This is a genomic window from Photobacterium sp. J15 (genome assembly GCF_963870815.1).
Lineage (GTDB): Bacteria > Pseudomonadota > Gammaproteobacteria > Enterobacterales > Vibrionaceae > Photobacterium > Photobacterium marinum.
Map to the genome: position 1 here is coordinate 2,747,622 of NZ_CAWMUI010000001.1, position 22,115 is coordinate 2,769,736.

General features: G+C 47.2%; 21 protein-coding genes. 12 read left to right on the forward strand and 9 right to left on the reverse strand.

What is annotated here, in order from left to right; translation table 11 throughout:
* The first annotated feature begins 325 nt into the window (after positions 1–325).
* Positions 326–1,201 (forward strand): D-hexose-6-phosphate mutarotase, encoded by an 876-nt coding sequence (locus AACQ93_RS12285; RefSeq protein ID WP_064605268.1) that lies wholly within the window; start codon positions 326–328, stop codon positions 1,199–1,201.
* Positions 1,202–1,273: 72 nt separating this feature from the next.
* On the opposite strand, the gene AACQ93_RS12290 is transcribed toward AACQ93_RS12285, so the two are convergent.
* Entirely contained in the window at positions 1,274–1,654 is a 381-nt protein-coding gene (locus tag AACQ93_RS12290; RefSeq protein ID WP_007470014.1) for a VOC family protein, read from the reverse strand.
* Between the two features lie 532 nt (positions 1,655–2,186).
* On the opposite strand from AACQ93_RS12290, the gene AACQ93_RS12295 reads away from it, so the two are divergent.
* From AACQ93_RS12295 to AACQ93_RS12305, 3 genes are read left to right on the forward strand one after another with little or no spacing between them, the layout of a single operon-like run.
* Positions 2,187–4,121: a PrkA family serine protein kinase gene (locus AACQ93_RS12295; RefSeq protein WP_064605269.1), complete on the forward strand. Its 1,935-nt coding sequence runs from the start codon at positions 2,187–2,189 to the stop codon at positions 4,119–4,121.
* Positions 4,122–4,159: 38 nt separating this feature from the next.
* On the forward strand, positions 4,160–5,431 hold the full coding sequence (locus tag AACQ93_RS12300; protein WP_064605270.1) for a YeaH/YhbH family protein: 1,272 nt from the start codon (positions 4,160–4,162) through the stop codon (positions 5,429–5,431).
* 30 nt (positions 5,432–5,461) lie between these two features.
* Positions 5,462–6,991 carry a SpoVR family protein gene (locus AACQ93_RS12305; RefSeq protein ID WP_064606695.1) on the forward strand — a complete coding sequence of 510 codons (1,530 nt, stop codon included), beginning with the start codon at positions 5,462–5,464 and terminating at the stop codon, positions 6,989–6,991.
* 160 nt (positions 6,992–7,151) lie between these two features.
* Here the strand turns inward: AACQ93_RS12305 and fadR are convergent, their stop codons facing one another.
* Positions 7,152–8,003, reverse strand: a complete 852-nt coding sequence (gene fadR / locus AACQ93_RS12310) for a fatty acid metabolism transcriptional regulator FadR (RefSeq protein ID WP_064605271.1) — start codon at positions 8,001–8,003, stop codon at positions 7,152–7,154.
* A 461-nt stretch (positions 8,004–8,464) separates the two neighbouring features.
* On the opposite strand from fadR, the gene nhaB reads away from it, so the two are divergent.
* On the forward strand, positions 8,465–10,057 hold the full coding sequence (nhaB, locus tag AACQ93_RS12315) for a Na(+)/H(+) antiporter NhaB (RefSeq protein ID WP_007470023.1): 1,593 nt from the start codon (positions 8,465–8,467) through the stop codon (positions 10,055–10,057).
* 122 nt (positions 10,058–10,179) lie between these two features.
* Positions 10,180–10,704 (forward strand): disulfide bond formation protein DsbB, encoded by a 525-nt coding sequence (gene dsbB / locus AACQ93_RS12320; RefSeq protein WP_007470025.1) that lies wholly within the window; start codon positions 10,180–10,182, stop codon positions 10,702–10,704.
* A 92-nt stretch (positions 10,705–10,796) separates the two neighbouring features.
* Here dsbB and AACQ93_RS12325 read toward each other — a convergent pair whose 3' ends face one another.
* Both AACQ93_RS12325 and AACQ93_RS12330 read right to left on the reverse strand, forming a co-directional pair.
* Complete coding sequence (locus AACQ93_RS12325) at positions 10,797–11,228, reverse strand: (deoxy)nucleoside triphosphate pyrophosphohydrolase (protein WP_064605272.1); 432 nt, start codon at positions 11,226–11,228, stop codon at positions 10,797–10,799.
* Complete coding sequence (locus AACQ93_RS12330; protein ID WP_064605273.1) at positions 11,228–11,875, reverse strand: YecA/YgfB family protein; 648 nt, start codon at positions 11,873–11,875, stop codon at positions 11,228–11,230. The genes AACQ93_RS12325 and AACQ93_RS12330 overlap by 1 nt, the downstream gene beginning before the upstream one ends.
* Positions 11,876–12,106: 231 nt before the next feature.
* Between AACQ93_RS12330 and AACQ93_RS12335 the strand changes: the two genes are divergently transcribed.
* Together AACQ93_RS12335 and dusC are read left to right on the forward strand one after the other, a co-directional pair.
* Positions 12,107–12,805 (forward strand): NAD(P)H-binding protein, encoded by a 699-nt coding sequence (locus AACQ93_RS12335; protein ID WP_064605274.1) that lies wholly within the window; start codon positions 12,107–12,109, stop codon positions 12,803–12,805.
* Between the two features lie 110 nt (positions 12,806–12,915).
* Positions 12,916–13,866, forward strand: coding sequence for a tRNA dihydrouridine(16) synthase DusC (gene dusC, locus AACQ93_RS12340; RefSeq protein ID WP_064605275.1), 951 nt, complete (start codon positions 12,916–12,918; stop codon positions 13,864–13,866).
* 92 nt (positions 13,867–13,958) lie between these two features.
* On the opposite strand, the gene AACQ93_RS12345 is transcribed toward dusC, so the two are convergent.
* The gene (locus AACQ93_RS12345; RefSeq protein ID WP_064605276.1) at positions 13,959–14,396 is read right to left on the reverse strand and encodes a YcgN family cysteine cluster protein; all 438 of its coding nucleotides are present in this window, start codon (positions 14,394–14,396) and stop codon (positions 13,959–13,961) included.
* Between the two features lie 223 nt (positions 14,397–14,619).
* Between AACQ93_RS12345 and AACQ93_RS12350 the strand changes: the two genes are divergently transcribed.
* A complete protein-coding gene (locus AACQ93_RS12350) occupies positions 14,620–14,868 on the forward strand; it encodes a YkgJ family cysteine cluster protein (RefSeq protein WP_007470036.1) in 249 nt (82 codons plus the stop codon).
* A 44-nt stretch (positions 14,869–14,912) separates the two neighbouring features.
* Here AACQ93_RS12350 and AACQ93_RS12355 read toward each other — a convergent pair whose 3' ends face one another.
* Both AACQ93_RS12355 and AACQ93_RS12360 read right to left on the reverse strand, forming a co-directional pair.
* Positions 14,913–15,158, reverse strand: coding sequence for a TIGR02647 family protein (locus AACQ93_RS12355; RefSeq protein ID WP_064605277.1), 246 nt, complete (start codon positions 15,156–15,158; stop codon positions 14,913–14,915).
* A gap of 193 nt (positions 15,159–15,351) precedes the next feature.
* Positions 15,352–16,221: a Tim44 domain-containing protein gene (locus AACQ93_RS12360; protein ID WP_007470041.1), complete on the reverse strand. Its 870-nt coding sequence runs from the start codon at positions 16,219–16,221 to the stop codon at positions 15,352–15,354.
* A gap of 262 nt (positions 16,222–16,483) precedes the next feature.
* On the opposite strand from AACQ93_RS12360, the gene AACQ93_RS12365 reads away from it, so the two are divergent.
* From AACQ93_RS12365 to AACQ93_RS12375, 3 genes are all read left to right on the forward strand, one after another.
* A complete protein-coding gene (locus AACQ93_RS12365; protein ID WP_064605278.1) occupies positions 16,484–16,879 on the forward strand; it encodes an NINE protein in 396 nt (131 codons plus the stop codon).
* Between the two features lie 288 nt (positions 16,880–17,167).
* Positions 17,168–17,764, forward strand: a complete 597-nt coding sequence (locus tag AACQ93_RS12370) for a TetR/AcrR family transcriptional regulator (protein ID WP_007470045.1) — start codon at positions 17,168–17,170, stop codon at positions 17,762–17,764.
* Positions 17,765–17,781: 17 nt separating this feature from the next.
* The gene (locus AACQ93_RS12375) at positions 17,782–19,656 is read left to right on the forward strand and encodes an MFS transporter (RefSeq protein WP_064605279.1); all 1,875 of its coding nucleotides are present in this window, start codon (positions 17,782–17,784) and stop codon (positions 19,654–19,656) included.
* 80 nt (positions 19,657–19,736) lie between these two features.
* Here AACQ93_RS12375 and menE read toward each other — a convergent pair whose 3' ends face one another.
* Together menE and menC are read right to left on the reverse strand one after the other, a co-directional pair.
* Positions 19,737–21,140 carry an o-succinylbenzoate--CoA ligase gene (menE, locus tag AACQ93_RS12380; protein ID WP_064605280.1) on the reverse strand — a complete coding sequence of 468 codons (1,404 nt, stop codon included), beginning with the start codon at positions 21,138–21,140 and terminating at the stop codon, positions 19,737–19,739.
* A complete protein-coding gene (gene menC, locus AACQ93_RS12385; protein WP_064605281.1) occupies positions 21,128–22,102 on the reverse strand; it encodes an o-succinylbenzoate synthase in 975 nt (324 codons plus the stop codon). The genes menE and menC overlap by 13 nt, the downstream gene beginning before the upstream one ends.
* Positions 22,103–22,115 lie beyond the last annotated feature (13 nt).

The following is a 22,115-nucleotide window of genomic DNA, read 5'->3' on the forward strand; positions in this document are numbered from 1 at the left end:
TTTTGTGGAATGGCAAAAAACCACCAGCTCATAAGCAGCGATGGGTACACATAAGAAGATAAAAAGGCTAATACAAACAGCCTCAGCGCTGATCAACTGACCTTCTAATTGCGTGTTTTTGTTCCAATAACCTATCATAATCTCATTTCACGGCGACAAAATACCGTGAAGTGGGTTCAACTTTAATTACAAATTTAACAAATAAATTTTAATTTTTGCAGATATTTTTTATATAAAAATAAGTTTTTATTAGAATGGTTTTTTCTTTCGGTTTAGTAAAAACCAACCAAATGAGAATTTAGATACTGTTGAGGAATACAATCTGATGGATATACGTAACCTTCCAGCAATTGCGGTTCTGTCTGATGCTGTAACTGTGTGTGAGTTTCAGGGCATCAAAATTATCCGAGTGATCCACGAGACGGCTGAAGCAGGGATTTCTCTTCATGGCGGACATCTGATCTGGTACAAGCCAGCCGATGAAGATGATGTGATCTGGCTGAGTGAGAAAGCTGAGTTTGATACCAGCAAAGCTATCCGTGGTGGCGTTCCTGTTTGCTGGCCGTGGTTTGGCAAAGCAGGTACTCCATCACATGGCTTTGCCCGTAACAGCCAATGGTCATTGAAGGAACACAGAGAAAATGAATATGGTGTGATTGTGGCACTGGAACTGGAAGACAGCGAAGCCACCCGCGAAATCTGGCCGCACAAATTCCATAACCAACTGACATTTGAATTCGGCCCGCAACTAAAAGTTAGCCTGACTTCAACCAATACCGATGACGCTGACTGGTCTTTCTCCGGAGCCCTGCACTCTTACTTCCAGGTAGGCGATATCAAGGATGTGGTTATCACAGATATGGGTCAGTCTTACCTGGATAATATTCAAAACGGCAAAGCATGCCAGGGTGATGAAAAGCTGACATTTACCCAAGAAACTGACCGCGTCTACACCCAACCTCAAGATACGGTAACAATTAGTGACAGTAAGCTGTCACGCAAAATCCTTGTGACCAACAAAGGTCATAATGCCGCTGTGATCTGGAACCCATGGCAGGAATTGTCTATCAGCATGGCTGATATGGCAGACAACAGCTTTGAAACAATGGTTTGCGTGGAATCAACAATCCACGGCGAAGGGGTAACTTTGGCTCCGGGTGAATCTCATACCCTGACTACACATATTGCAGTAAGCAAATAAGACAAAAGCCTGACTAATACTTGCCGCATAACTGAAAGCTACCAGTCATGCGGCATTTATATTCTTAGCCTCTCAAGCCATCATATGCGTATTTGCCTCAATTAAAACCCAGCCGTTCCCATCCGGATCGGCAAAAGTAGCAAATCGACCGCCAATAATAGTCACGATTTCAGATAGAGGCACTCCTCTTTCACTCAGTTCACTATGGGTTAAGTGAATATCATCGGTCTGCACTACAAGGCCCTGAACTGATCCCGCCTTCATTCCCCCAAATGGCGTCACCAGACTAATCGTTGTCTCAGCCCCTTTAGGCGCAAGCTGAATCCAACGTTTATGGTTATCTGCCTGATGATCGCGAATTAACTGAAAACCCAGTGCATCACGATAAAACAATAAAGCCTGATTCTGATCAGAAACAGGAATTGAAACCGTATCAACGCGAGAAATCCCCATCAATTTTCTCCCTAACTGTTCTCTGCTTTTCTAGCTTAAGTCAGGGTCTTTGATTTAGCTCACAAAATAAGCACCTGGTATAATTACTCTGTATCAGCAAATATAAAACCAGTTACTTATCACATCAAAATACGCTTCTCTCAATTTCTTACAAAATGCGATATTGAACCATTCGATTAAGCAAATCATCTATTTTCCGGCATAAAAACACCTTTCGATTAGTTGATATAACTAGCATGGGAATAATATCCGCCATTTGTGACTATTCACCCACCAAATCGCTGCGATCACATTTTTGCAACATTGTCACGCGGATTTTTTAAATAAATACCCTTGCACATAACAATTTATAGGAGGATAGTAAGTTTATGTATGAGCTAGCAAGGCCAACGTAAAAAGGAAATTTAGTTTATAAACCAACAACTCAGTGGAGCAATTTGATCAGTTAGGTCTAGTCTTAAGATATGAGGGACTTGAAAGATTTTATCTTCATCCTCTCTAACTGATTGAAGAACGATTCAGGGGGCATACCATGAGTATTTTTGACCACTATCGTCAACGCTATGAAGAAGCCAAGGATGAAGAGCTTTCATTGCAAGAATTCCTTGAGATCTGTCGTAACGACCGCAGTGCTTACGCCAACGCAGCTGAACGCTTGCTGATGGCAATCGGTGAACCAGAAATGATCGATACTGCTCAGGATCCACGTTTGAGCCGTCTTTTCTCTAACCGCGTCATTTCCCGATACAAAACGTTCCAGGATTTCTATGGCATGGAAGATGCCATTGAACAAATTGTTTCTTATCTCAAACATGCTGCGCAGGGTCTGGAAGAACGTAAACAGATTCTGTATCTGCTAGGTCCGGTTGGTGGTGGTAAATCATCACTAGCAGAAAAACTTAAGAGCCTGATGCAGAAAGTGCCTGTCTATGTACTGACAGCTAACGGCGAACGCAGCCCTGTTAACGACCACCCATTCTGCCTATTCGATAAAAACGAAGACGGAGATCTTCTCAATAAAGAATTTGGTATTCCGGAGCGCTACCTGAACACCATTATGTCGCCATGGGCAGCGAAACGTCTTCATGAGTTTGGTGGTGATATCACCAAGTTCAAAGTTGTTAAAGTTCGCCCTTCTATCCTGGATCAGGTTGGTATCGCCAAAACTGAACCAGGCGACGAAAACAACCAGGATATCTCATCACTGGTCGGTAAAGTTGATATCCGTCAGCTAGAGCACTTTGCCCAGGATGATCCGGATGCCTACAGCTACTCCGGAGCCCTTTGTAAAGCTAACCAGGGCTTGATGGAATTCGTTGAGATGTTCAAGGCTCCGCTGAAAGTACTACACCCGTTACTGACTGCAACTCAGGAAGGTAACTATAACGGTACTGAAGGCCTGTCTGCCCTGCCATTCGACGGTATTATTCTGGCTCACTCCAACGAATCAGAATGGCAAACCTTCCGAAACAACAAGAATAACGAAGCATTCCTTGACCGTGTATTCATCGTCAAAGTGCCTTACTGTCTACGAGTTTCGGAAGAAATCAAGATTTACGAAAAACTGTTGCAGAACAGTGAATTGTCTGCGGCACCATGTTCACCTAGTACCTTAGGGATTCTGGCCCGTTTCTCTGTTCTGTCACGACTGAAAGAGCCGGAAAACTCCAGCCTCTACTCGAAGATGCGGGTTTATGACGGTGAAACCCTGAAAGATACGGATCCAAAAGCCAAGTCTTACCAGGAATACCGTGACTATGCTGGTGTGGATGAAGGTATGGCAGGCCTATCGACCCGTTTCGCCTTCAAGATCCTATCGCGCGTATTCAACTTCGATCACTCTGAAGTTGCTGCAAACCCGGTTCACCTGTTCTATGTTCTTGAGCAGCAAATCGAGCGTGAGCAGTTCCCGCAAGATCTGGCTGAACGCTACCTTGAACACCTGAAAGGCTATCTGATTCCGAAATATGTCGAGTTTATCGGCAAAGAAATTCAGACCGCTTATCTGGAATCTTACTCCGAATACGGCCAGAACATCTTCGACCGTTACGTCAGCTACGCTGACTTCTGGATCCAGGATCAGGAATACCGAGATCCGGAAACCGGCCAGCTGTTCGACCGTTCAGCACTGAATAATGAGCTGGAGAAAATCGAGAAACCGGCAGGTATCAGTAACCCTAAAGACTTCCGTAACGAAATCGTCAACTTCGTACTTCGTGCCCGTGCCAATAATGCAGGCAAGAACCCGAACTGGACCAGTTACGAGAAGTTGCGCACTGTGATTGAGAAGAAAATGTTCTCGAATACTGAAGAACTGCTTCCTGTTATCTCCTTCAACGCCAAGACCTCCACAGAAGAGCAGAAGAAGCACGATGATTTCGTCGCACGTATGATGGAGAAAGGCTATACACGTAAGCAAGTACGCCTGCTATCCGAATGGTATCTGCGCGTACGTAAGTCTTCGTAAACAGCCGTGGATGATTGGGATGAATAAGGGGGGAGCTTATGGCGCATTTTATAGACCGCAGGCTCAACGGTAAGAACAAAAGCACAGTAAACCGCCAGCGTTTTCTGCGCCGACATAAGCAACAGATCAAAGAATCAATTGCTGATGCGGTAAACAAACGCTCGATTACTGATGTGGAAAGCGGTGAAGATATTGCAATTCCTTCCCGTGATATCCGCGAGCCAAGCTTTCACCAAGGCCGTGGTGGACAACGTGAAGTTGTCCACCCGGGCAACGACCAGTTCAGTCCCGGCGATCGCATTGAACGCCCCCAAGGAGGGGCGGGTCAAGGCGGTGCTGGCGAAGGACAGGCCAGCCCTGATGGTGAAGGTCAGGATGACTTCGTATTCCAGATTTCGAAAGATGAATACCTGGACCTCTTATTTGAGGATCTGGAACTGCCGAACCTGGAAAAAAACCAGCTAAACAAAATTGTCGAATGGAAGACTTTCCGCTCCGGCTACAAGTCTTCAGGTGTGCCGGCCAATATTGCCATTGTTAAATCATTGCAGAATTCTCTGGCCCGCCGTACAGCAATGACCGCAGCTAAGCGACGCCAGCTCCATGAGCTGGAGCAGGCTCTTGACAACCTGATGAATACCGAGCCCGCTCAGCCGCTTGAAGAAGAACGTGTAAAACAGGAAATCAAAACGCTGCGTGAAAAAATAAGCAGTGTACCGTTTATTGATACCTTTGATTTACGTTACAAGAACTATGAACGTCGACCTCAGCCCACCAGCCAGGCAGTTATGTTCTGTCTGATGGACGTATCCGGTTCAATGGATCAGGCCACCAAAGATATGGCAAAACGTTTTTACATCCTGCTGTATCTGTTCCTGAACCGAACCTATAAAAACGTCGATGTCGTGTTTATCCGCCACCATACTCAGGCCAAAGAAGTAGACGAGCATGAGTTCTTCTACTCCCAGGAAACCGGGGGCACCATTGTCTCCAGTGCACTGAGAATGATGGATGACATTATCAAGAAGCGGTATTCACCGGCTGAGTGGAACATCTACGCCGCTCAAGCTTCGGACGGTGATAACTGGGCAGATGATTCACCCGGCTGTCGAGAACTATTGGACAAACAGCTTCTGCCTGTATGTCGTTATTATTCTTATATTGAAATTACCCGTCGGGCCCACCAGACACTATGGCGGGAATATGAAGCGCTACTGGGAGGCCACGGTAACTTTGCGATGCAGAACATAAGGAGTGTGGAGGACATCTTCCCTGTCTTCAGGGAGCTTTTCAAAAAGCAAGTCCACTAGGTGTCAGCTATCGCTTTAGGGGAGCGTGTTATGGTAACAGCCACTAAATCCAAAACACTCAGTGATGGTCCGGACTGGACATTTGATCTGCTGGAGCAGTATCACAAGGAAATTAAGCGTGTAGCCGATTTTTATCGGCTGGACGCCTATCCTAACCAGATTGAGATCATTACTGCAGAACAAATGATGGATGCCTACTCAAGTATCGGTATGCCCATCAACTACCACCACTGGTCATTCGGTAAGCGTTTTATCGAAACAGAGCGTGGCTACAAGCATGGTCAAATGGGGTTAGCTTACGAGATCGTTATCAACTCCAATCCTTGTATTGCCTATCTCATGGAAGAAAACACCATTACCATGCAGGCATTGGTAATGGCGCACGCCTGCTATGGCCATAACTCTTTTTTCAAAAACAACTACCTGTTCAAAACCTGGACCGATGCCAGTTCAATCATCGACTACCTGCTATTTGCCCGTAAATACATTACGGAGTGTGAAGAGAAATACGGTGTCGACGAAGTCGAAAAACTGCTCGACTCCTGCCATGCCCTAATGAATTACGGTGTGGACCGTTACAAACGTCCACAAAAAATTTCAATGGTCGAGGAAAAAGCCCGGCAGAAAGCCAGGGAAGACTACCTGCAGACTCAGGTCAACGCACTTTGGCGAACCATTCCAGTTCTTGAAGAAAAAGAAGAAAAAGCGGAAGAAATCCGTTTCCCGGAAGAACCACAGGAGAATATCCTGTACTTTATCGAGAAACATGCACCGCTTCTGGAACCATGGCAGCGTGAAGTTGTGCGAGTTGTCCGTAAAGTAAGCCAATACTTCTACCCGCAAAAACAGACTCAGGTCATGAATGAGGGCTGGGCCACCTTCTGGCATTACACCATCCTCAATCATCTTTATGATGAAGGTCTGGTAACTGACAGGTTCATAATTGAGTTCCTTCACAGCCATACCAATGTCGTGGCACAACCGGATTACAACAGCCCGTATTACAGTGGGATTAACCCATATGCATTGGGCTTTGCCATGTTCCAGGACATTCGCCGGATCTGTGAAAACCCAACAGAAGAAGACAAACACTGGTTCCCGGACATTGCCGGAAAAGACTGGTTGGAAACGGTTCACTTCGCAATGGCAAACTTCAAAGATGAGAGTTTCATCAGCCAATATCTGTCACCTAAGGTGATGAGAGACTTCAAGTTGTTTGCGGTAGATGATGATGACCGTCATAACTATGTCGAAGTCTGTGCGATCCATAATGAAGAAGGATATCGGGCTATCCGTGAAAAGCTTTCATCACAGTACAACCTGAGTAACAACGAACCGAATATCCAAGTATGGAATGTTGCACTCAAAGGTGACCGTTCGCTGACATTAAGGTATGTACCGCACAACCGTATTCCGCTGGGAGATGGCTATCAGGAAGTGCTCAAGCACCTTTACCGCCTGTGGGGATTTGATGTGACGCTGGAAGAGGAGCTGCCGGACGGACGTACCCAGATCATCGGTACCTGCCCGGTTCGAAATCAATATAACTCAGAGATCTAGGTTCCGAGCCTTATTAAATAACGAAAGTTAAACATCTTTCAAAAAATATAAGTAAATCAAATAAAGATATAAGTAAAAAAAGGAGATGCCACCGGCATCTCCTTTTTAAATTCCGAAATACTATTGTAAATACCCTCTTTTTTACAACAGAAAACAGTAATTACTGCTCTTCTTCATACAGGTAACGAGCAATCTCTTCACGATTACTGTACCAGATTGCACCGCTCTCACGACCATATTTCTTGATGCGATCAGCAACCAGTTCAGGCTGGTTATTGTCACATAAAGTCTTCATATCACGGTAGAACTCAAGCGCCAGTTCACACGCTTCTTTAGACATGAAGTAATAACCGCCAACACGGGTATAGATCTTACGCAGACCGTTAATGGTCAATACATAAAGTGTATTGCCGGACTTCGCCGCCATACCCTGGAACATACGGTAGTCGTAATAGTTAAATGCACGAGCACGGCAGATAGCTTCACAAAGTTCAGGCTGATCTTTACCGTACTTGTCAGTGATTTTTTTCACTTCCTGCAGAAGCTCAGCTTTCACTTCACTCTGCTCTATAAACTCTTCAAAACTATCAATTTTCAACAGTTCTTCACAAGAGTGAATAATGCTTTCCAGCAACTGGCTGGATTCTTCACGGTTACCTTTAATCGCATAACGCATGTATACGCTGCTGATATCGGTACGTGCAGAAAGCAGGTCTTCAAGAACACCCTGAACGTCCTGACCATCAAGGGTGATCAGCGTATCCAGAATACTCAGACCAGAGGTATCCATGTAGTTATTTACACGGGTTGGTTTGCCATGCTGGATTGTCAACCAGCCATCACGGGCGAGACGCTGAAGTACTTCGCGCAATGTAGTTCGGGTTACCCCAATAAGTTCGGATAACTCTCGCTCCGCCGGAAGAATAGAGCCTTGTGGAAAATGATTATTCCAGATGCTCTCAATAATGTATTTCTCAGCAAATGTTGCTGGGCTATCAGCCTTTATAACCATCAGATTAGTTTTCCAATCGCTTCTTGCTTATATGTTATTGAACTCATCATACCACTAGTTATGCGTTCGAAGAAACTTTGCTGACTATGTAAATGAATTGTTTTAATTTGTATTACTAAATTTGATAATGCTCAACGTTTCATGAGAATTGTAAGAAAATATTTCAGAGCATGGTAATCTTATCGCCTCGATCTCCCGTTACGGGGTGAAAATACACCTAATTGACTTAATACTCATCCCACTACTTGACGGTTAAAGATCACACTGTAGAGTTAGCACAACAAAAAATTGGGAGCTGAATGGGTGCTGCTGCCTGCTTTAGTTAAAGACCATCAAGGACGTGATTTTTATCTTAAAGAGCTGACAAGAAAACTTACCCTTTAGGTATTTATTCGCAGGCAAAAAGGTATGTGAGCAAGCAGCTCGTAGAATTATCCGCGTATTATAAGAGATCCAAGAACATGGCTATTTCGCTAGGGAACGCCTTTATAAAGAATTTTTTAGGCAAGGCGCCTGATTGGTACAAGGTTGCTATCATTTCCTTCCTTGTCATTAACCCAATCGTATTTTTTCTGATTGACCCTTTCGTTGCTGGCTGGTTGCTGGTTGTTGAATTTATCTTCACGCTTGCAATGGCCCTGAAATGTTACCCGCTTCAGCCTGGTGGCCTATTGGCTATCGAAGCCGTTGCTATCGGGATGACCAGTCCAGAACAGGTAAAACACGAGTTGGTTGCTAACATTGAAGTACTATTACTGTTGATCTTCATGGTTGCCGGTATCTATTTCATGAAGCAGCTGCTGCTGTTCATTTTCACCAAGATACTGATCAACATTCGTTCAAAGACGCTGCTGTCTCTGTCATTCGTTATTTCAGCGGCTTTCCTGTCAGCATTCCTTGATGCCCTGACAGTTATCGCTGTTGTGATCAGTGTAACCGTAGGCTTCTACAGCATTTACCACAAGGTTGCATCAGGCCAGGAGCCCCATGCCGCCCACGACCATACTTCCGACAAACACATTCGTGAAGTAAGCCGTGACGACCTGGAAAACTACCGTGCCTTCCTGCGCAGCCTGCTAATGCATGCCGGTATCGGTACTGCTTTAGGTGGTGTAATGACCATGGTTGGTGAACCACAGAACCTAATCATTGCCGACCAGGCCGGTTGGATGTTTGGCGAATTTATTCTTCGCATGGCACCGGTAACTGTTCCTGTGTTTATCTGCGGTATCCTGACCTGTATTCTGGTTGAGAAATTCCAAATCTGCGGCTACGGCACAAAACTGCCAGAAAACGTACGTAAAATTCTAGTGGACTTCGATGACGAAGAACGCAGAACCTGGACTAACATCGACTACGCGAAACTTTTCGTTCAGGTAATCATCGCAGTCTGGCTGATCCTAGGTCTTGCCCTTCACTTGGCAGCAGTAGGTATTATCGGCCTGACCGTTATCATCCTGGCAACCTCGTTCACTGGTGTAACGGAAGAGCATGCACTGGGTAAAGCATTTGAAGAAGCCCTGCCATTCACCGCTCTATTAGCTGTTTTCTTCTCAATTGTTGCGGTAATTATCGACCAGCACCTGTTTGCGCCAATCATCAACATGGTGCTGGAGCTGGAAGGCAGTGCACAGATGACGATGTTCTACATCGCCAACGGCTTGCTGTCGATGGTATCGGATAACGTATTCGTTGGTACGGTTTACATCAACGAAGTGAAGACGGCACTGATGAACGGTATCATCACCCGTGACCAGTTCGACATGCTGGCAGTAGCAATCAACACAGGTACAAACCTGCCGTCTGTTGCAACGCCAAACGGTCAGGCAGCCTTCCTGTTTGCGCTCACTTCGGCACTGGCTCCGTTAATCCGTCTGTCTTACGGCCGCATGGTTTACATGGCTCTGCCTTACACCATCGTCCTGACATTCGTTGGCCTGGCTGGTATCGAGTTTATGCTGGTTCCGATGACAGAATGGTTCCATGACATGGGATGGCTTTCTCACCATGTTGCGGAAGCTGTATCACATATTGCTCCTGCAACTGGACATTAATTGAATCTTCCTTGAAGATAAGTGTCAGAAATGATGACATTAAAGCCCTGATTCGTCAGGGCTTTATTATAATACCAAGTCATATACATTGGGTTTGGTATAACTTGAAGTGAGATCAATCCATGCAATTTTTGTATACATTTTCTAAAAGCCGGCTGTCGTGGCTGCTTCTGTTTGGCTTCATCGTTTTCTTTGAGCTGTGCGCACTGTTTTTCCAGCACGTCATGAAGCTGGATCCATGCGTAATGTGTATCTATGAACGAGTGGCGATGATGGGTGTTGGCTTTGCAGCCCTGATTGGCATGATTGCCCCTCAGAATGCAATTATCCGCTGGGCAGGCCTTGCCGCATGGGGTTACAGTGCTTACCGTGGTCTTGAGCTGGCTAAGGAACACGTCGGTTACCAGTTCAACCCGTCGCCGTTTGCAACTTGCGATCTGTTCGTGAAGTTTCCGGAGTGGGCACCGCTGAATAAATGGGTACCATGGATGTTTGAAGCAACTGGGGACTGCAGCAAAGTTGTCTGGTCTTTCCTTGGCCAGTCAATGCCTCAGTGGCTGGTTATCATCTTCACCGCTAACCTTGTCGCTTTGGCCATCATTGCTGTGGCGCAGTTTTTGGGAAGTGTAGATAAGAAACAAAGCTAACGTTCAAAGCTTCAAATACTCAAAAAAAGATAAAGGCGGAAAACCTAAGTTTGCCGCCTTTTTTATTATTACCAAACTGGCCAGTGAGGTGCTTAGTCCTTAGCCCGATTTTTCACACCCAGCGCATCCACTATCGGGTAATCTGCCGGGCAAAGCTGGTAGGCCGTCATCTGCGAATCTTCAACCCACACGGCATCCTGATGGCTGTGCAACGCCAACTCACCAGAACGCCAGTGGCTGACAAAACCTCGCAGGCGTATCACCTTGTCGCCATAATCAAAGACGCTATCAGCGAGCCAGTCACCGGTTTCAGTTTCAATCGCCAACTCTTCCTGCAGCTCGCGCTCAAGCGCTTGCTCCGGTGTTTCACCCGCTTCAACCTTTCCGCCGGGAAATTCCCACAAGCCGCCTTGGCTGGCATGTTCAAACCGCTGAGCAAGCAGGTACTTACCTTCTTTCTCAATCACTCCGGCAACCACCAGAATTTCCGGCTTATCTTGGGAAGCTGAGCTCAAGTCAGTCATTACTTACCACAGCATTGTTTGAATTTTTTACCGCTACCACATGGGCAGGCATCATTACGACCGGTTTCTTTATATGGATTTACTGCCTGTGCACCCGCACCTTGCTGAAGCTCGTCGGCAGCCATCACCACTTCCGTCAACATCAACGACAACTGAGCATAAAGCGACTCTGGTTGTGGCATACCTGTTACACCCGCTTCTTCCATCTGAGCCAGAGTTGAACTCTCATCGACCAGCAACATGCAGGTTGTCAGCAGTGCCGATAGCATACGCATCGTGCCATCAGAAATCGGCTGTTCTTCCCAGTTAGGTTCAATGAAAGACCACACAGCTAAGAAACCTTCGGCAAAATGACTCAGCTCGTCAGTGATACCCGTTTCTTCTTCCCAGTTCACCTGTGAAGGAAGCACATACTCACCAGCTTTAATGTGACGGTATTGCATCTCAAAGTGATTCAGGATCGCCATTTTCTGCTCTTCGGCCACAGCTACCGGTTCGTCTTCATCAACGCCACCTGTTACCAGCACCGGCAACCATGTTTCCGGTTCCATCGGTTTCGGGTTGGCATTCGCTGCAAGTAAAGCACCTTCAATAAAAGCAGCTGGCATGCCATCCCAGTCGGCTGGCAGGGTCATTAATTCTGTCATCATGTATTCCGGTTATCGAGCAAATCAGAAATAAGCCGCAGATTATATACCCAATAGACCTTTACCAAGAAGTAAAGTTACGCAGATGCCAAATAGCCCCAATGAAAGTAAACAGTGACGTTTTGCCATCATTTGACTATCAAACCAACAGAACCGAACTATTTTCGTTGAATTTTTCCTCGGATACTGGCAAAAAAGAATGTCGTAGCGACAAAACTCAGGAAGAAATTAATGTCTCAGGGAACAGCAAATGCAATTATTGCCGGAGCCAGTGGCTTAGTAGGAGATGAGCTCCTTCACCAGCTTCTCGGTCATCCGCATTTCCAGACTGTCTATTCTCTTTCTCGTCACGAACTCCCTTTTCACAGCAATAAGCTGGTGCAGATAATTCATCCTGAATTAAGGGTCACTTCCTGGGAAGACTCTGATTTAACCCCGACCATTGGTTTTATCTGTCTCGGCACCACCAAAAAACGAGCCGGTAGTAACAAAGCTCTGGAAGCCGTCGACCTCCACCTTGTCAAAGAGGTGGCAACAACCATGCACCTGCTTGGCGTGAAGCATATCGTAGTAATTTCCAGCCTGTTCGCCAGCCGCTACTCCCCTTCCCACTATCTTCGCTGCAAAGGAAAAATGGAGCGGGCGCTGAAAAAGATAGGCTTTGACCATTGCGTATTTGTTCGCCCTGGTCCGCTCAAAGGTGAGCGCGTCAAACCACGCAAAGACGAACTGCTGGTTCAAAGTATTTTCAAACTGCTTCACCCTATAGCGATTGGCCCACTGGCCCACCTTAACCCCATCCCGGCTGAAGATGTTGCCAGAGCCATGCTGGAGCTTTCTCTGTTGGCTGAAGATAACGTCCTGAGCAAAGTAACCATTATCTCCGGCAAGGCGTTATTTCCCGATCCGTTGGAACATCAAACTGACTAGAACTGACTAGAACTGATTAGAACTAACCAGTACTGACTAGGTGACAAGCCAGCCTTTCCGAACTAGAATCTCGCCTCTTAAACAGTCAATAGTGCATTACGAGACAGGCTATGCGAGTTATTTTAGGCCCGATGGAAGGCGTCCTTGATCACCTGATGCGGGAGATGCTCACCGAAATCAATGATTACGATCTGTGTGTGACCGAATTTGTTCGCATTGTCGACCAACTGTTACCTAACAGTGTCTTCTATCGCCTGTGCCCAGAGCTGCACAACGGCGGTAAAACCTCATCCGGAACTCCGGTCCGTATACAGCTGCTCGGCCAGGACCCTCACTGGATGGCAGAAAATGCCTGTAGGGCAATTGAGCTCGGCTCTCCCGGCGTAGATATCAACTTTGGCTGTCCGGCTAAATCGGTAAATAAAAACCGCGGCGGAGCATCTCTGCTCAAAGAGCCTGAACTTATCTACCAAATCGTCAAAACTATACGTGAGGCTGTTGATCCTGCTAAGCCAGTTTCGGCAAAAATCCGTCTGGGCTGGGATGACCCATCACATGGCCTTGAAATCACAGATGCGGTCGCTCAGGCTGGAGCAACAGAAGTCACCATTCATGCCCGCACCAAAGAAGATGGCTACAAGGCCGAAACCATTAAGTGGGAATACATTCGCGAAATCAAAGACAGGGTTGCTATTCCAATCATCGCCAACGGCGAAGTCTGGAACCACCAGAACGGCGAGGATTGCCTGAATGCTACCGGTGTTGACTCTCTGATGGTCTGCCGTGGCGCACTCAACCTGCCAAACCTGGGGAATGTGGTTAAACACAATCACCAACATATGAGCTGGGCTGATGTACTGACTCTGCTACTCCGCTATTCAGAATACGAAATCAAGGGTGACAAGGGCCTGTACTACCCTAACCGGGTCAAGCAATGGTTCGCCTACCTGCGTCATGAATACCCGCAGGCAAAAGAACTGTTTACTGATATCCGCCGACTTAATAAAGCGGCACCAATTGTAGAAATTCTGCAAAGCGCTCAACAGAATCTGGCGGCATAGCTAACCCAGCCCACTTCAAATACAAGATTAAAAGCAAAAATCCCGGCGTAAGGCCGGGATTTTTCTGTCTTTTAGCGGGGTTATTACCCTTATCAGCAGCGATCAGGATGATTCAGGATGTGGTCTTCCCAATCTATCACATCGATTTCATAAACCACTTTATCGCGTACCGATTCATCAGCTTTATGCATCGCTTCTTTCGTGCCAGTTAGCAGCGGGTGCCATTCCGGCAGGTCTTTACCTTCGGCCAGCAAACGATAAGCACAGGTTTCCGGCAACCAGACAAATTCATCAATGCGATCACGAGTCAGCTTCAGGCACTCTTCACCAGATTTAAAGCGGTTCGGGTAATCTTTGCAGGAACAGGTTTGGTCATCCAGCAGGCTGCATGCAACATTGGTGTAGTAAATTTCGTCGGTATCATCATCGATCAATTTATGCAGGCAACATTTACCACAACCGTCACAGAGTGATTCCCACTCCTGCTCAGTCATTACCTCTAAATTCTTTTCTTGCCAAAAATGTACCATATACCCAGCCTTTTCTGTGTCACGTCTTACCTTTGTAAGGAGGCGGTTTTATAGCCCTCTGAACGGTAAAGTGCAAGCATTTAAGCGGGATCCGGGCCGAAAAGGAGCTGTAATAATAGTCATTATTATTTAGCGTAGTGATAACCAATATTTTTTGATTCGTCAGCTTATGAATGATAACTTTCGCAGCCGATTTAAGTGACAGATAAAGTATAGGTGAGTTATGGAATGTAGATTAGGCTGTGGTGCCTGTTGTATTGCCCCGAGTATCTCGTCTGCCATTCCGGGAATGCCCAACGGAAAGCCAGCGGGAGTACGCTGTGTCCAGCTCAACGACGACAATCTGTGTAAGCTGTTTGGTAAACCGGAACGCCCGGCGGTATGCCACAAGTTCAAAGCCTGTCCGGATGTCTGTGGGAAAACGTCCCAACAGGCACTGGATAATATTACCGAACTGGAAAACATGACCTGAGGTCATGTTTTCCGAAAGCCTGTTTATTTTAACGATTATTGTCGTTATTCAGTCACTTCTCCGGTAAGAATACGTAATACCGATTTAGCATGCTCAACAGCCTGATGACCTGAGTAAGTCAGGTAACCACCATCCTCCTGAGTAACTAATCCTTTCGCATACAGACGCTTTGCTGCTGCTACCATGTCCGGTGCAGCTGAACTATGCACCTTAATCCCTTCCATATTGCTGTGCATTGGGAATTTCACCAGCAGATTCATTTCTTCAACTAGTTCTGGCGTGTACGGCATAGTAAACCTCTTTCTTTTTCCGTGATGAGTTAATACTAGCGGCTTGCCGGAAGAAAAGTAGGTGCCAAGATCATATCTGGTCGTGGTTACAGCAGCGAAAAAGCGACGTGCTTCAAAGAAATGCACATTTGTGAAAACAAAAAGGCCGCTGTTCTAAGCGGCCTTTGAGTTAATTTTTCTTATTGTTCAATAATTAAGCTTGGATACCAACAATCAGCCAAGGCGCATTCGGCGTCAGCAAATCACGCTCCAGGTGCCAGATATCAGTGATCTCTTCTTCAACATCCTCATGACGATCTTTGTATCGACCAGAGAACTTCACACTCAACTGAGCAATGCTCACGTCATAATCAGCACGAACCAGTTCAGCATCAACATACATCACTTCTGTATGCTGCTCACCTTCAAGTTTGGCGCGCTCAGCTACCAGATCATCAAACAATGCCGGGCTGACATACTCGCGAATTGTCTCCAGCTCGTTATGGTTCCATGCGCCCTGAAGAATACGGTAATGTTCACGAGAACCGTTCAGGAAGGCATTCATATTAAAGCCCGGAACCAGATTAAACGGCACATCGCTGTCTGAAGAAGCAAAGCCCTGTGATTCAGACGAAGTTGAATTCATTTCCGGTGCTGACTGGCGATATTGCTGATGCGGCGAATTTCCGGCATAAGCTTCACGGTGCCCCATTGGCGTTGATTTCGCTCCGCGCATGGATTTGAACAGCTTAAAGATCACAAATGCAATCAGGCCAATAATCAGAATATCCATGAACTGGATACCTTCAAAAGCGCCACCGAAGAATGCAGCCAACAGGCCACCAGCCAATAAGCCGCCCAGCAGGCCACCCATCAGTCCTTTCTTACTAGAATTCTTAGCCGGATTAGCCGTCGGGTTCTGTTGTTTCAGTGTATCGGTCTGTTGTGGTTTCTGTTGTTTTACCGGCGCAGTTTTAAAGCTTTTGCCGAACGATTTACCACCACCAAATTTCTTTGCTTCCGCATGCGGTGTCATAAATGACACCGTCAGAATCAAAGCAAATACTGTGAAGAAGCGTTTCATGGATATGGATACCTTTGCCAAATTTATGCCCTTGAATCCTAGCGGGCAACAACTGAATGTCAACTAAACAGCATGAGCAAATTGTTACTAATATTTATCGCTTGAAAATTAGCTAATAAAACAGGTGGTAAATTATCTGTTTACATTCATATTAAACAGGCTCAAACTATCAATAATTCCATTATCCAATTGGTATTACAGCACTAATTGCTAATAATATCGGTAACAAGGATATCACCGATAACAACAGGACGTATTGGTCATGCAAGACACCCACAGCAAATTCATCGGCTACCTTCTTTGGATTTTTGGTTTCACTGGCGCTCACCGTTTTTATTACGGCAAACCTGTTACCGGAACAATCTGGTTCTTAACTCTGGGACTTTGCGGTATCGGCTGGCTGATTGACCTTTTCCTGATCCCTTCAATGGACCGAGAAGCCGACCTTCGTTTCCAAAGCGGAGAAACCGATTATAACGTTGCCTGGCTGTTGCTTACTTTTCTTGGCGTATTCGGCGTACATCGAATGTACATGGGCAAATGGCTGACTGGGATCCTCTATTTGCTCACCTTTGGTTTTTTCCTGATCGGTGTGCTTATCGATTTCTGGACATTAAATGATCAGATTTCCATTCGGAATGCAGAGCAAAGAAAATAAAGTGCACTGCCTATGGTTTCACCAGAAGCCAATATTCAGCTTTAATCTAGTCGGAATTGTGCTCGATTGTGTTTGATATAAATCACAAGTGACCGAGTAATCAGCAAAGTGACTTCCTTTAAGCTTGACCCTAAAGACAGATAACAACTAAAATATCGAACATCGTTCTATATTATATCCGTTCGGCTTAAGCTATCGGTATACATTATTACTTTGCAAACACCTGGCTGTGTTTATCCATATTACAATTAGCAAAGTAAAACTATTTTCAATTGAGAGTAAAATTCAATGGCAAGACGAAATGACCATACTCGTGAAGAGTTGGTAAATATGACACTGGAGCAAGTCAAAAACTTTCTCAATGAACACCCGCATCACGAGCTTAGCCTTCGCAAAGTTGCCGGCATGATCGGCTACGTGCCAAGCACCCTGGTTAACGTATTCGGCAACTACAACCTACTGCTTCTTCACGCTGTCGCCCAAACTCTGGATGAACTTTTTGCTGAAGCTGAAGAGCAGATGAAAGATGTAACATCTCCTGAAGATGCTCTGCGTAAGCTAGCATACTGCTACCTTAATTTTGCAGCTGCACACCCTTATCGCTGGCAGCTGATTTTCCAACACACTATGCAGGGCGAAGAGCTACCGGAATGGCAGTCTGATCGTATCGACAATATGACGGGTATGCTGGAAGCACTGATCCGCGACATTACCCCAGAAAAAACAGATGCAGAAGTACTGGAAGCCAGCCGCGTATTGTGGGCAGGTGTTCACGGTATCACCCTGCTTTCTGTAGATGACAAGCTCTTTACCTCGACGCCGGTTGATGGCAAAGCACTGATCGACAACCTTATCGATACCTACCTCAACGCTTGGAAAGCTTAAGCGGAGTGTAGATTAGAATGAGTGTCCAGCCCCAGTCGCGCCTGTTAACAAAACGACGTTTTTTACCCTACTTTCTCACCCAGGCGTTTGGGGCTTTTAATGACAATGTCTATAAGAATGTTCTGCTCATTCTTATTGCCTTTGCCGCCCCTGGCACCTTGCCGATTGATTCCGATCTTATTATCAATCTTGCTGCAGGCCTGTTTATACTGCCGTTTTTCCTGTTCTCAGCATCTGCCGGCGTTCTTGCTGATAAGTATGACAAAGCGCTGATTATGCGCGTTGTAAAAATGGCTGAAATAGTCATTATGTCGCTGGCAGCCATGGCTTTTGTTACTGAAAGCTACATGGCCCTGCTGGTATTACTGTTTCTTATGGGATCTCAGTCGGCTTTCTTTGGCCCAGCCAAGTATGCCCTACTGCCACAGCACTTGGATAAATCAGAACTGGTATCTGGTAACGCCTTGGTTGGAACCGGTACGTTTCTAGCCATTCTGCTTGGCACTCTGCTTGCGGGTTTCATTGCCAACCAGCCGAATGCACCTGTAGTTGCGGCAATCAGTGTGATCAGTTTTGCTGTTATCGGTTACCTGAGTTCACGCTGGATCCCGGAAGCCAAACCGAGTGATCCTGACAAAGTATTCCGCTGGCGTCCCTACCGCCAAACACGCCATACCCTGTCAATTGCACACCGTGATAAAACCATTTTCCAGTGTGTTCTGGGCATCAGCTGGTTCTGGTTCCTTGGAGCCTGTTACCTGACCCAATTCCCGAACTTCGCCAAATTGCACCTTGGCGGCGATGCTGCATCAGTTTCCTTCCTGCTGACTCTATTTTCGGTTGGTATCGCTATCGGCTCTCTGTTGTGTGACCGCTTGTCTGGCCACCGCATTGAACCGGGTATCGTGCCGCTGGGCAGCCTGGGGATCACATTATTTGGGGCCGACCTGATGTTTGCATCGCCTGATATCGTACCGGCAACCCAGTCGATTGTTGATTTTATTACCAACCCTGAACTGTTCAGGGTCTTTGTCTCGCTGACCATGCTTGGTGTCTCCGGCGGTATTTTCATTATTCCCCTCTATGCCGTAATGCAAAGCAGAGCAAAAGAAGAAGAGCGGGCACAGATCATTGCAGCCAATAATATCTGGAATGCCTTTTTTATGGTCTTCAGTGCCATTACCGCGATTGTCTTTTTGTCAGTTATCGGAGGAACAATTCCTCAGTTCTTCCTATTCCTGTCATTGCTGAACCTGTGTGTCGTGGTTTATATCTATACTCAGGTACCGGACTTTTTCTGGCGTTTTATGGTATGGCTGATCAGCCACACCATGTACCGGGTTAAGCACAAAGATATTTCCAATATACCGACTGAGGGTGGCGCGTTAATCGTCTGCAACCACGTCAGTTATATGGATGCCCTGTTGCTGGCCGGGGCCTGCCCGCGTCCGATCCGTTTTCTGATGGACAGAGATATCTATAACCTTCCGTTTATCAGGGCATTCTGCAAAGCCTGTAAGGTGATCCCGATAGATGCCACCGATCGCCGCTCAGTCCTGAAAGCCTTCACCAGAGTGAGCGGCTACCTGGAGCAAGGCGATGTGGTATGTGTGTTCCCCGAAGGCCAGCTGACCTATGACGGCGAAATAGGCCCTTTCATGCGTGGGATTGATCTCATTATTAAACGCAGCCCGGTACCGGTAATTCCGGTTGCACTACAGGGATTGTGGGGGAGCTTTTTTAGCCGTGAAGGTGGATGTGCTCTACTCAAGTGTCCGAAACGCTTCTGGTCACGGGTCAACATTGTGGTTGGTAAGCCAATCAACGCCAGAGAAGCCAGCAGCGACCAACTCAGAGAAGAAGTGCTCGCGCTGCGGGGCGACTATAAATAAGGTCCTGAGAACTAGACACCCAATAAAAAAGCGGAAGCCAGTGGCTTCCGCTTTTTATTGAGTTGCTGAAAGCGCCCTGATTAGCTAATTTCTGCTAACCATTCCGCCAGCTGCTTACGTGAGATTTTAATCCCTGTACTGCCCAGTGATTCAGGCAACGCCAGGTAGTCAACAGGTCGGCAGAGGCCGTTTACCTTCGACTGCATAAAACCGCTAAGTTGCTCTTTAAGCAACTCATCAAGCCGTTGCCAGGTTTCCACAATAGCAACAGGGCGCTGGCCATATTCCGCATCTTCAATCGGCAGAATAAACGCCTGCTTCACTTCGGGATGTCCCAACAGTACCTTTTCAATCGACTCCGGCTGGATGTTCTCACCACCGGAGATAAACATGTTGTCGGCCCGACCAAGAATATGCAGCTCTTCATCATGCCAGCAGCCAAGATCTTTGGTTGCAAACCACTCATCTTCACCGACAGGAAAGATAGTCTTGTTGCGGTAATAGCCAATACACAAGGTTTTACCGCGAACCAAGATTTCGCCGTCGTGCAGCATCAGCTCCCTGTTTGGCAACGGGTTACCGACTCCGGCACTGGCATTAGCGCGCTTGGCTGTGACTGTCGAACCCATCTCGGTCATACCGTAACCACACCAGCAGTGGATTCCCGCCTCTTCTGCCTGTTCGGTCAGGCTCACTGGGATAACCGCACCGCCAAGCAGTACCTCTTTTAATGCCACAGGCTGTTTGTTAATAGATCGAGACGCCAGCAACCTATGTAGCTGAGTCGGCACTAAGGATGCGTGCGTGACTTCTGACAAGGCTTTATCAAACTGCGTCGGCTCCGCAACAACCAATTGGGCGCCCCGGTAAAGCCAGCGCCAGACAATCGCCAGTCCGGATATATGGAACAACGGCAGTGACAACAACCAGCAGTCCTGCTCACCAAACTCCATCCACGCCAGTAAACCTTCAGCACTTGCGAGTTGAGTTTGCGCCGAGTGAACAACCGCTTTCGGTGTACCCGTTGATCCTGAAGTCAGAGTCAGAGTTGCGGCACGAGTCGGCTGCCAGGTTACCGGTACAAGACGAGGGCTGGGCGGCGGCAGCAACATCAATCGGGGATAGTCATCGAAAGCATAGCTAGCTTTTGGCGGATACCAGAGAAAATCACATTGCAGCTGGTTTAATTGCTGCTCCAGCTCGGCTTGGGTATTTTTCGGATTCAGTCCGACATAACGGGCTCCAACCCGAATTGTTGCCAGAATCAGCCACAGAACCTGAAGTGAATTTGGCGCAATCACGCCCACCAGCTGGTCTCGTTTGACGCCCTGTTCAGCCAGCCCCTGGGCATATTCATCAACCCGGGCCGAGACTTCTGCCCAACTGAATGTTTGCTCACCAAAACGCAAAGCGGCCGCTGACGGCCGCTCTGTTGCCCAATGTTGCCAGGGCCAGGTAGCAAAGTAAGGAGTTACTCCTGCCATACCACCTCAAGATCTGACAACGGGGTCACCGCCAGCCCGCATTCAGGCCACGGTGTTTCAAGCTGTGCTTTAAATAACTGCATGGTGTCCAGCCCCGGAATAACATCCGGCGTCTGCCACGCAGCAAAACGAGCCAGCTGGTTCAGACCCAGGCTTGATTCCATGCTTGAGCTGATCACAGCAGTCAGGCCAGCTTCGTGTGCCTGCTTCACCAGTTCCATACAACGCTGCACCGAGCCTACCATGGTTGGCTTGATAACAATCGCGGATACGCCCGGCTCAGCCTTAACTTCAAAACCTTCATCACGCACAGTTTCATCCCAGGCAATGTTGATCCCGGTTTCCTGCGCAAACGCCAGACTATCTTCCGGCGTCATACACGGCTCTTCAAGGAAAGCGATACCGCTGCGGTGTTCCGGTTTCACATACTTGGCAAACTGACGTGCTTTCACCGGCGTCCACTGACGGTTGGCATCCAGACGCAAGCGAAGGCCGGGAATGGCTTCAATGAACATATTCGCCACCATGCCATCACGAACAGCTTCGTACATGCCAACTTTGATTTTTGCCACCTTGTCACCCGGCATCTTGCTCAGGGCAACAACCAGGGCATCCGGATCACCGGCACACAATGGAGCAGTCAGGTAATTACCTTCAGCAGGCAGGTCACCGGTAAGTTCCAGCTCGGCCATACTCAGCCCGAAAGCGACAGACGGCAAGGCGTCAGCAAGCGCGAAAGCTTCACCTTTTACCCACAGCTCAAGCAGTGCCTGGGCCTGCTCTCCGGCTTCCGCCGTCGTTTCTTTACTGAATTCCGACAATGGTGCAATTTCACCATAGCCGACAGCATCACCGTCACGCAGCTCCGCAATCCAGCCTTCGCGGGAATCCAAACGCTGAGTACGCAGGATCACGCCGGAATCCATCGGCAGAGAGTATCTGTATAGTTTTGCACTACGCATAGTCAAAGCCTCC

Bases quoted from the DNA above. Each gene is read 5' to 3' on its own strand.
- AACQ93_RS12285 (WP_064605268.1), top strand. From the start codon at position 326: ATGGATATACGTAACCTTCCAGCAATTGCGGTTCTGTCTGATGCTGTA.
- AACQ93_RS12290 (WP_007470014.1), bottom strand. From the start codon at position 1,654: ATGGGGATTTCTCGCGTTGATACGGTTTCAATTCCTGTTTCTGATCAG.
- AACQ93_RS12295 (WP_064605269.1), top strand. From the start codon at position 2,187: ATGAGTATTTTTGACCACTATCGTCAACGCTATGAAGAAGCCAAGGAT.
- AACQ93_RS12300 (WP_064605270.1), top strand. From the start codon at position 4,160: ATGGCGCATTTTATAGACCGCAGGCTCAACGGTAAGAACAAAAGCACA.
- AACQ93_RS12305 (WP_064606695.1), top strand. From the start codon at position 5,462: ATGGTAACAGCCACTAAATCCAAAACACTCAGTGATGGTCCGGACTGG.
- fadR (WP_064605271.1), bottom strand. From the start codon at position 8,003: ATGGTTATAAAGGCTGATAGCCCAGCAACATTTGCTGAGAAATACATT.
- nhaB (WP_007470023.1), top strand. From the start codon at position 8,465: ATGGCTATTTCGCTAGGGAACGCCTTTATAAAGAATTTTTTAGGCAAG.
- dsbB (WP_007470025.1), top strand. From the start codon at position 10,180: ATGCAATTTTTGTATACATTTTCTAAAAGCCGGCTGTCGTGGCTGCTT.
- AACQ93_RS12325 (WP_064605272.1), bottom strand. From the start codon at position 11,228: ATGACTGACTTGAGCTCAGCTTCCCAAGATAAGCCGGAAATTCTGGTG.
- AACQ93_RS12330 (WP_064605273.1), bottom strand. From the start codon at position 11,875: ATGACAGAATTAATGACCCTGCCAGCCGACTGGGATGGCATGCCAGCT.
- AACQ93_RS12335 (WP_064605274.1), top strand. From the start codon at position 12,107: ATGTCTCAGGGAACAGCAAATGCAATTATTGCCGGAGCCAGTGGCTTA.
- dusC (WP_064605275.1), top strand. From the start codon at position 12,916: ATGCGAGTTATTTTAGGCCCGATGGAAGGCGTCCTTGATCACCTGATG.
- AACQ93_RS12345 (WP_064605276.1), bottom strand. From the start codon at position 14,396: ATGGTACATTTTTGGCAAGAAAAGAATTTAGAGGTAATGACTGAGCAG.
- AACQ93_RS12350 (WP_007470036.1), top strand. From the start codon at position 14,620: ATGGAATGTAGATTAGGCTGTGGTGCCTGTTGTATTGCCCCGAGTATC.
- AACQ93_RS12355 (WP_064605277.1), bottom strand. From the start codon at position 15,158: ATGCCGTACACGCCAGAACTAGTTGAAGAAATGAATCTGCTGGTGAAA.
- AACQ93_RS12360 (WP_007470041.1), bottom strand. From the start codon at position 16,221: ATGAAACGCTTCTTCACAGTATTTGCTTTGATTCTGACGGTGTCATTT.
- AACQ93_RS12365 (WP_064605278.1), top strand. From the start codon at position 16,484: ATGCAAGACACCCACAGCAAATTCATCGGCTACCTTCTTTGGATTTTT.
- AACQ93_RS12370 (WP_007470045.1), top strand. From the start codon at position 17,168: ATGGCAAGACGAAATGACCATACTCGTGAAGAGTTGGTAAATATGACA.
- AACQ93_RS12375 (WP_064605279.1), top strand. From the start codon at position 17,782: ATGAGTGTCCAGCCCCAGTCGCGCCTGTTAACAAAACGACGTTTTTTA.
- menE (WP_064605280.1), bottom strand. From the start codon at position 21,140: ATGGCAGGAGTAACTCCTTACTTTGCTACCTGGCCCTGGCAACATTGG.
- menC (WP_064605281.1), bottom strand. From the start codon at position 22,102: ATGCGTAGTGCAAAACTATACAGATACTCTCTGCCGATGGATTCCGGC.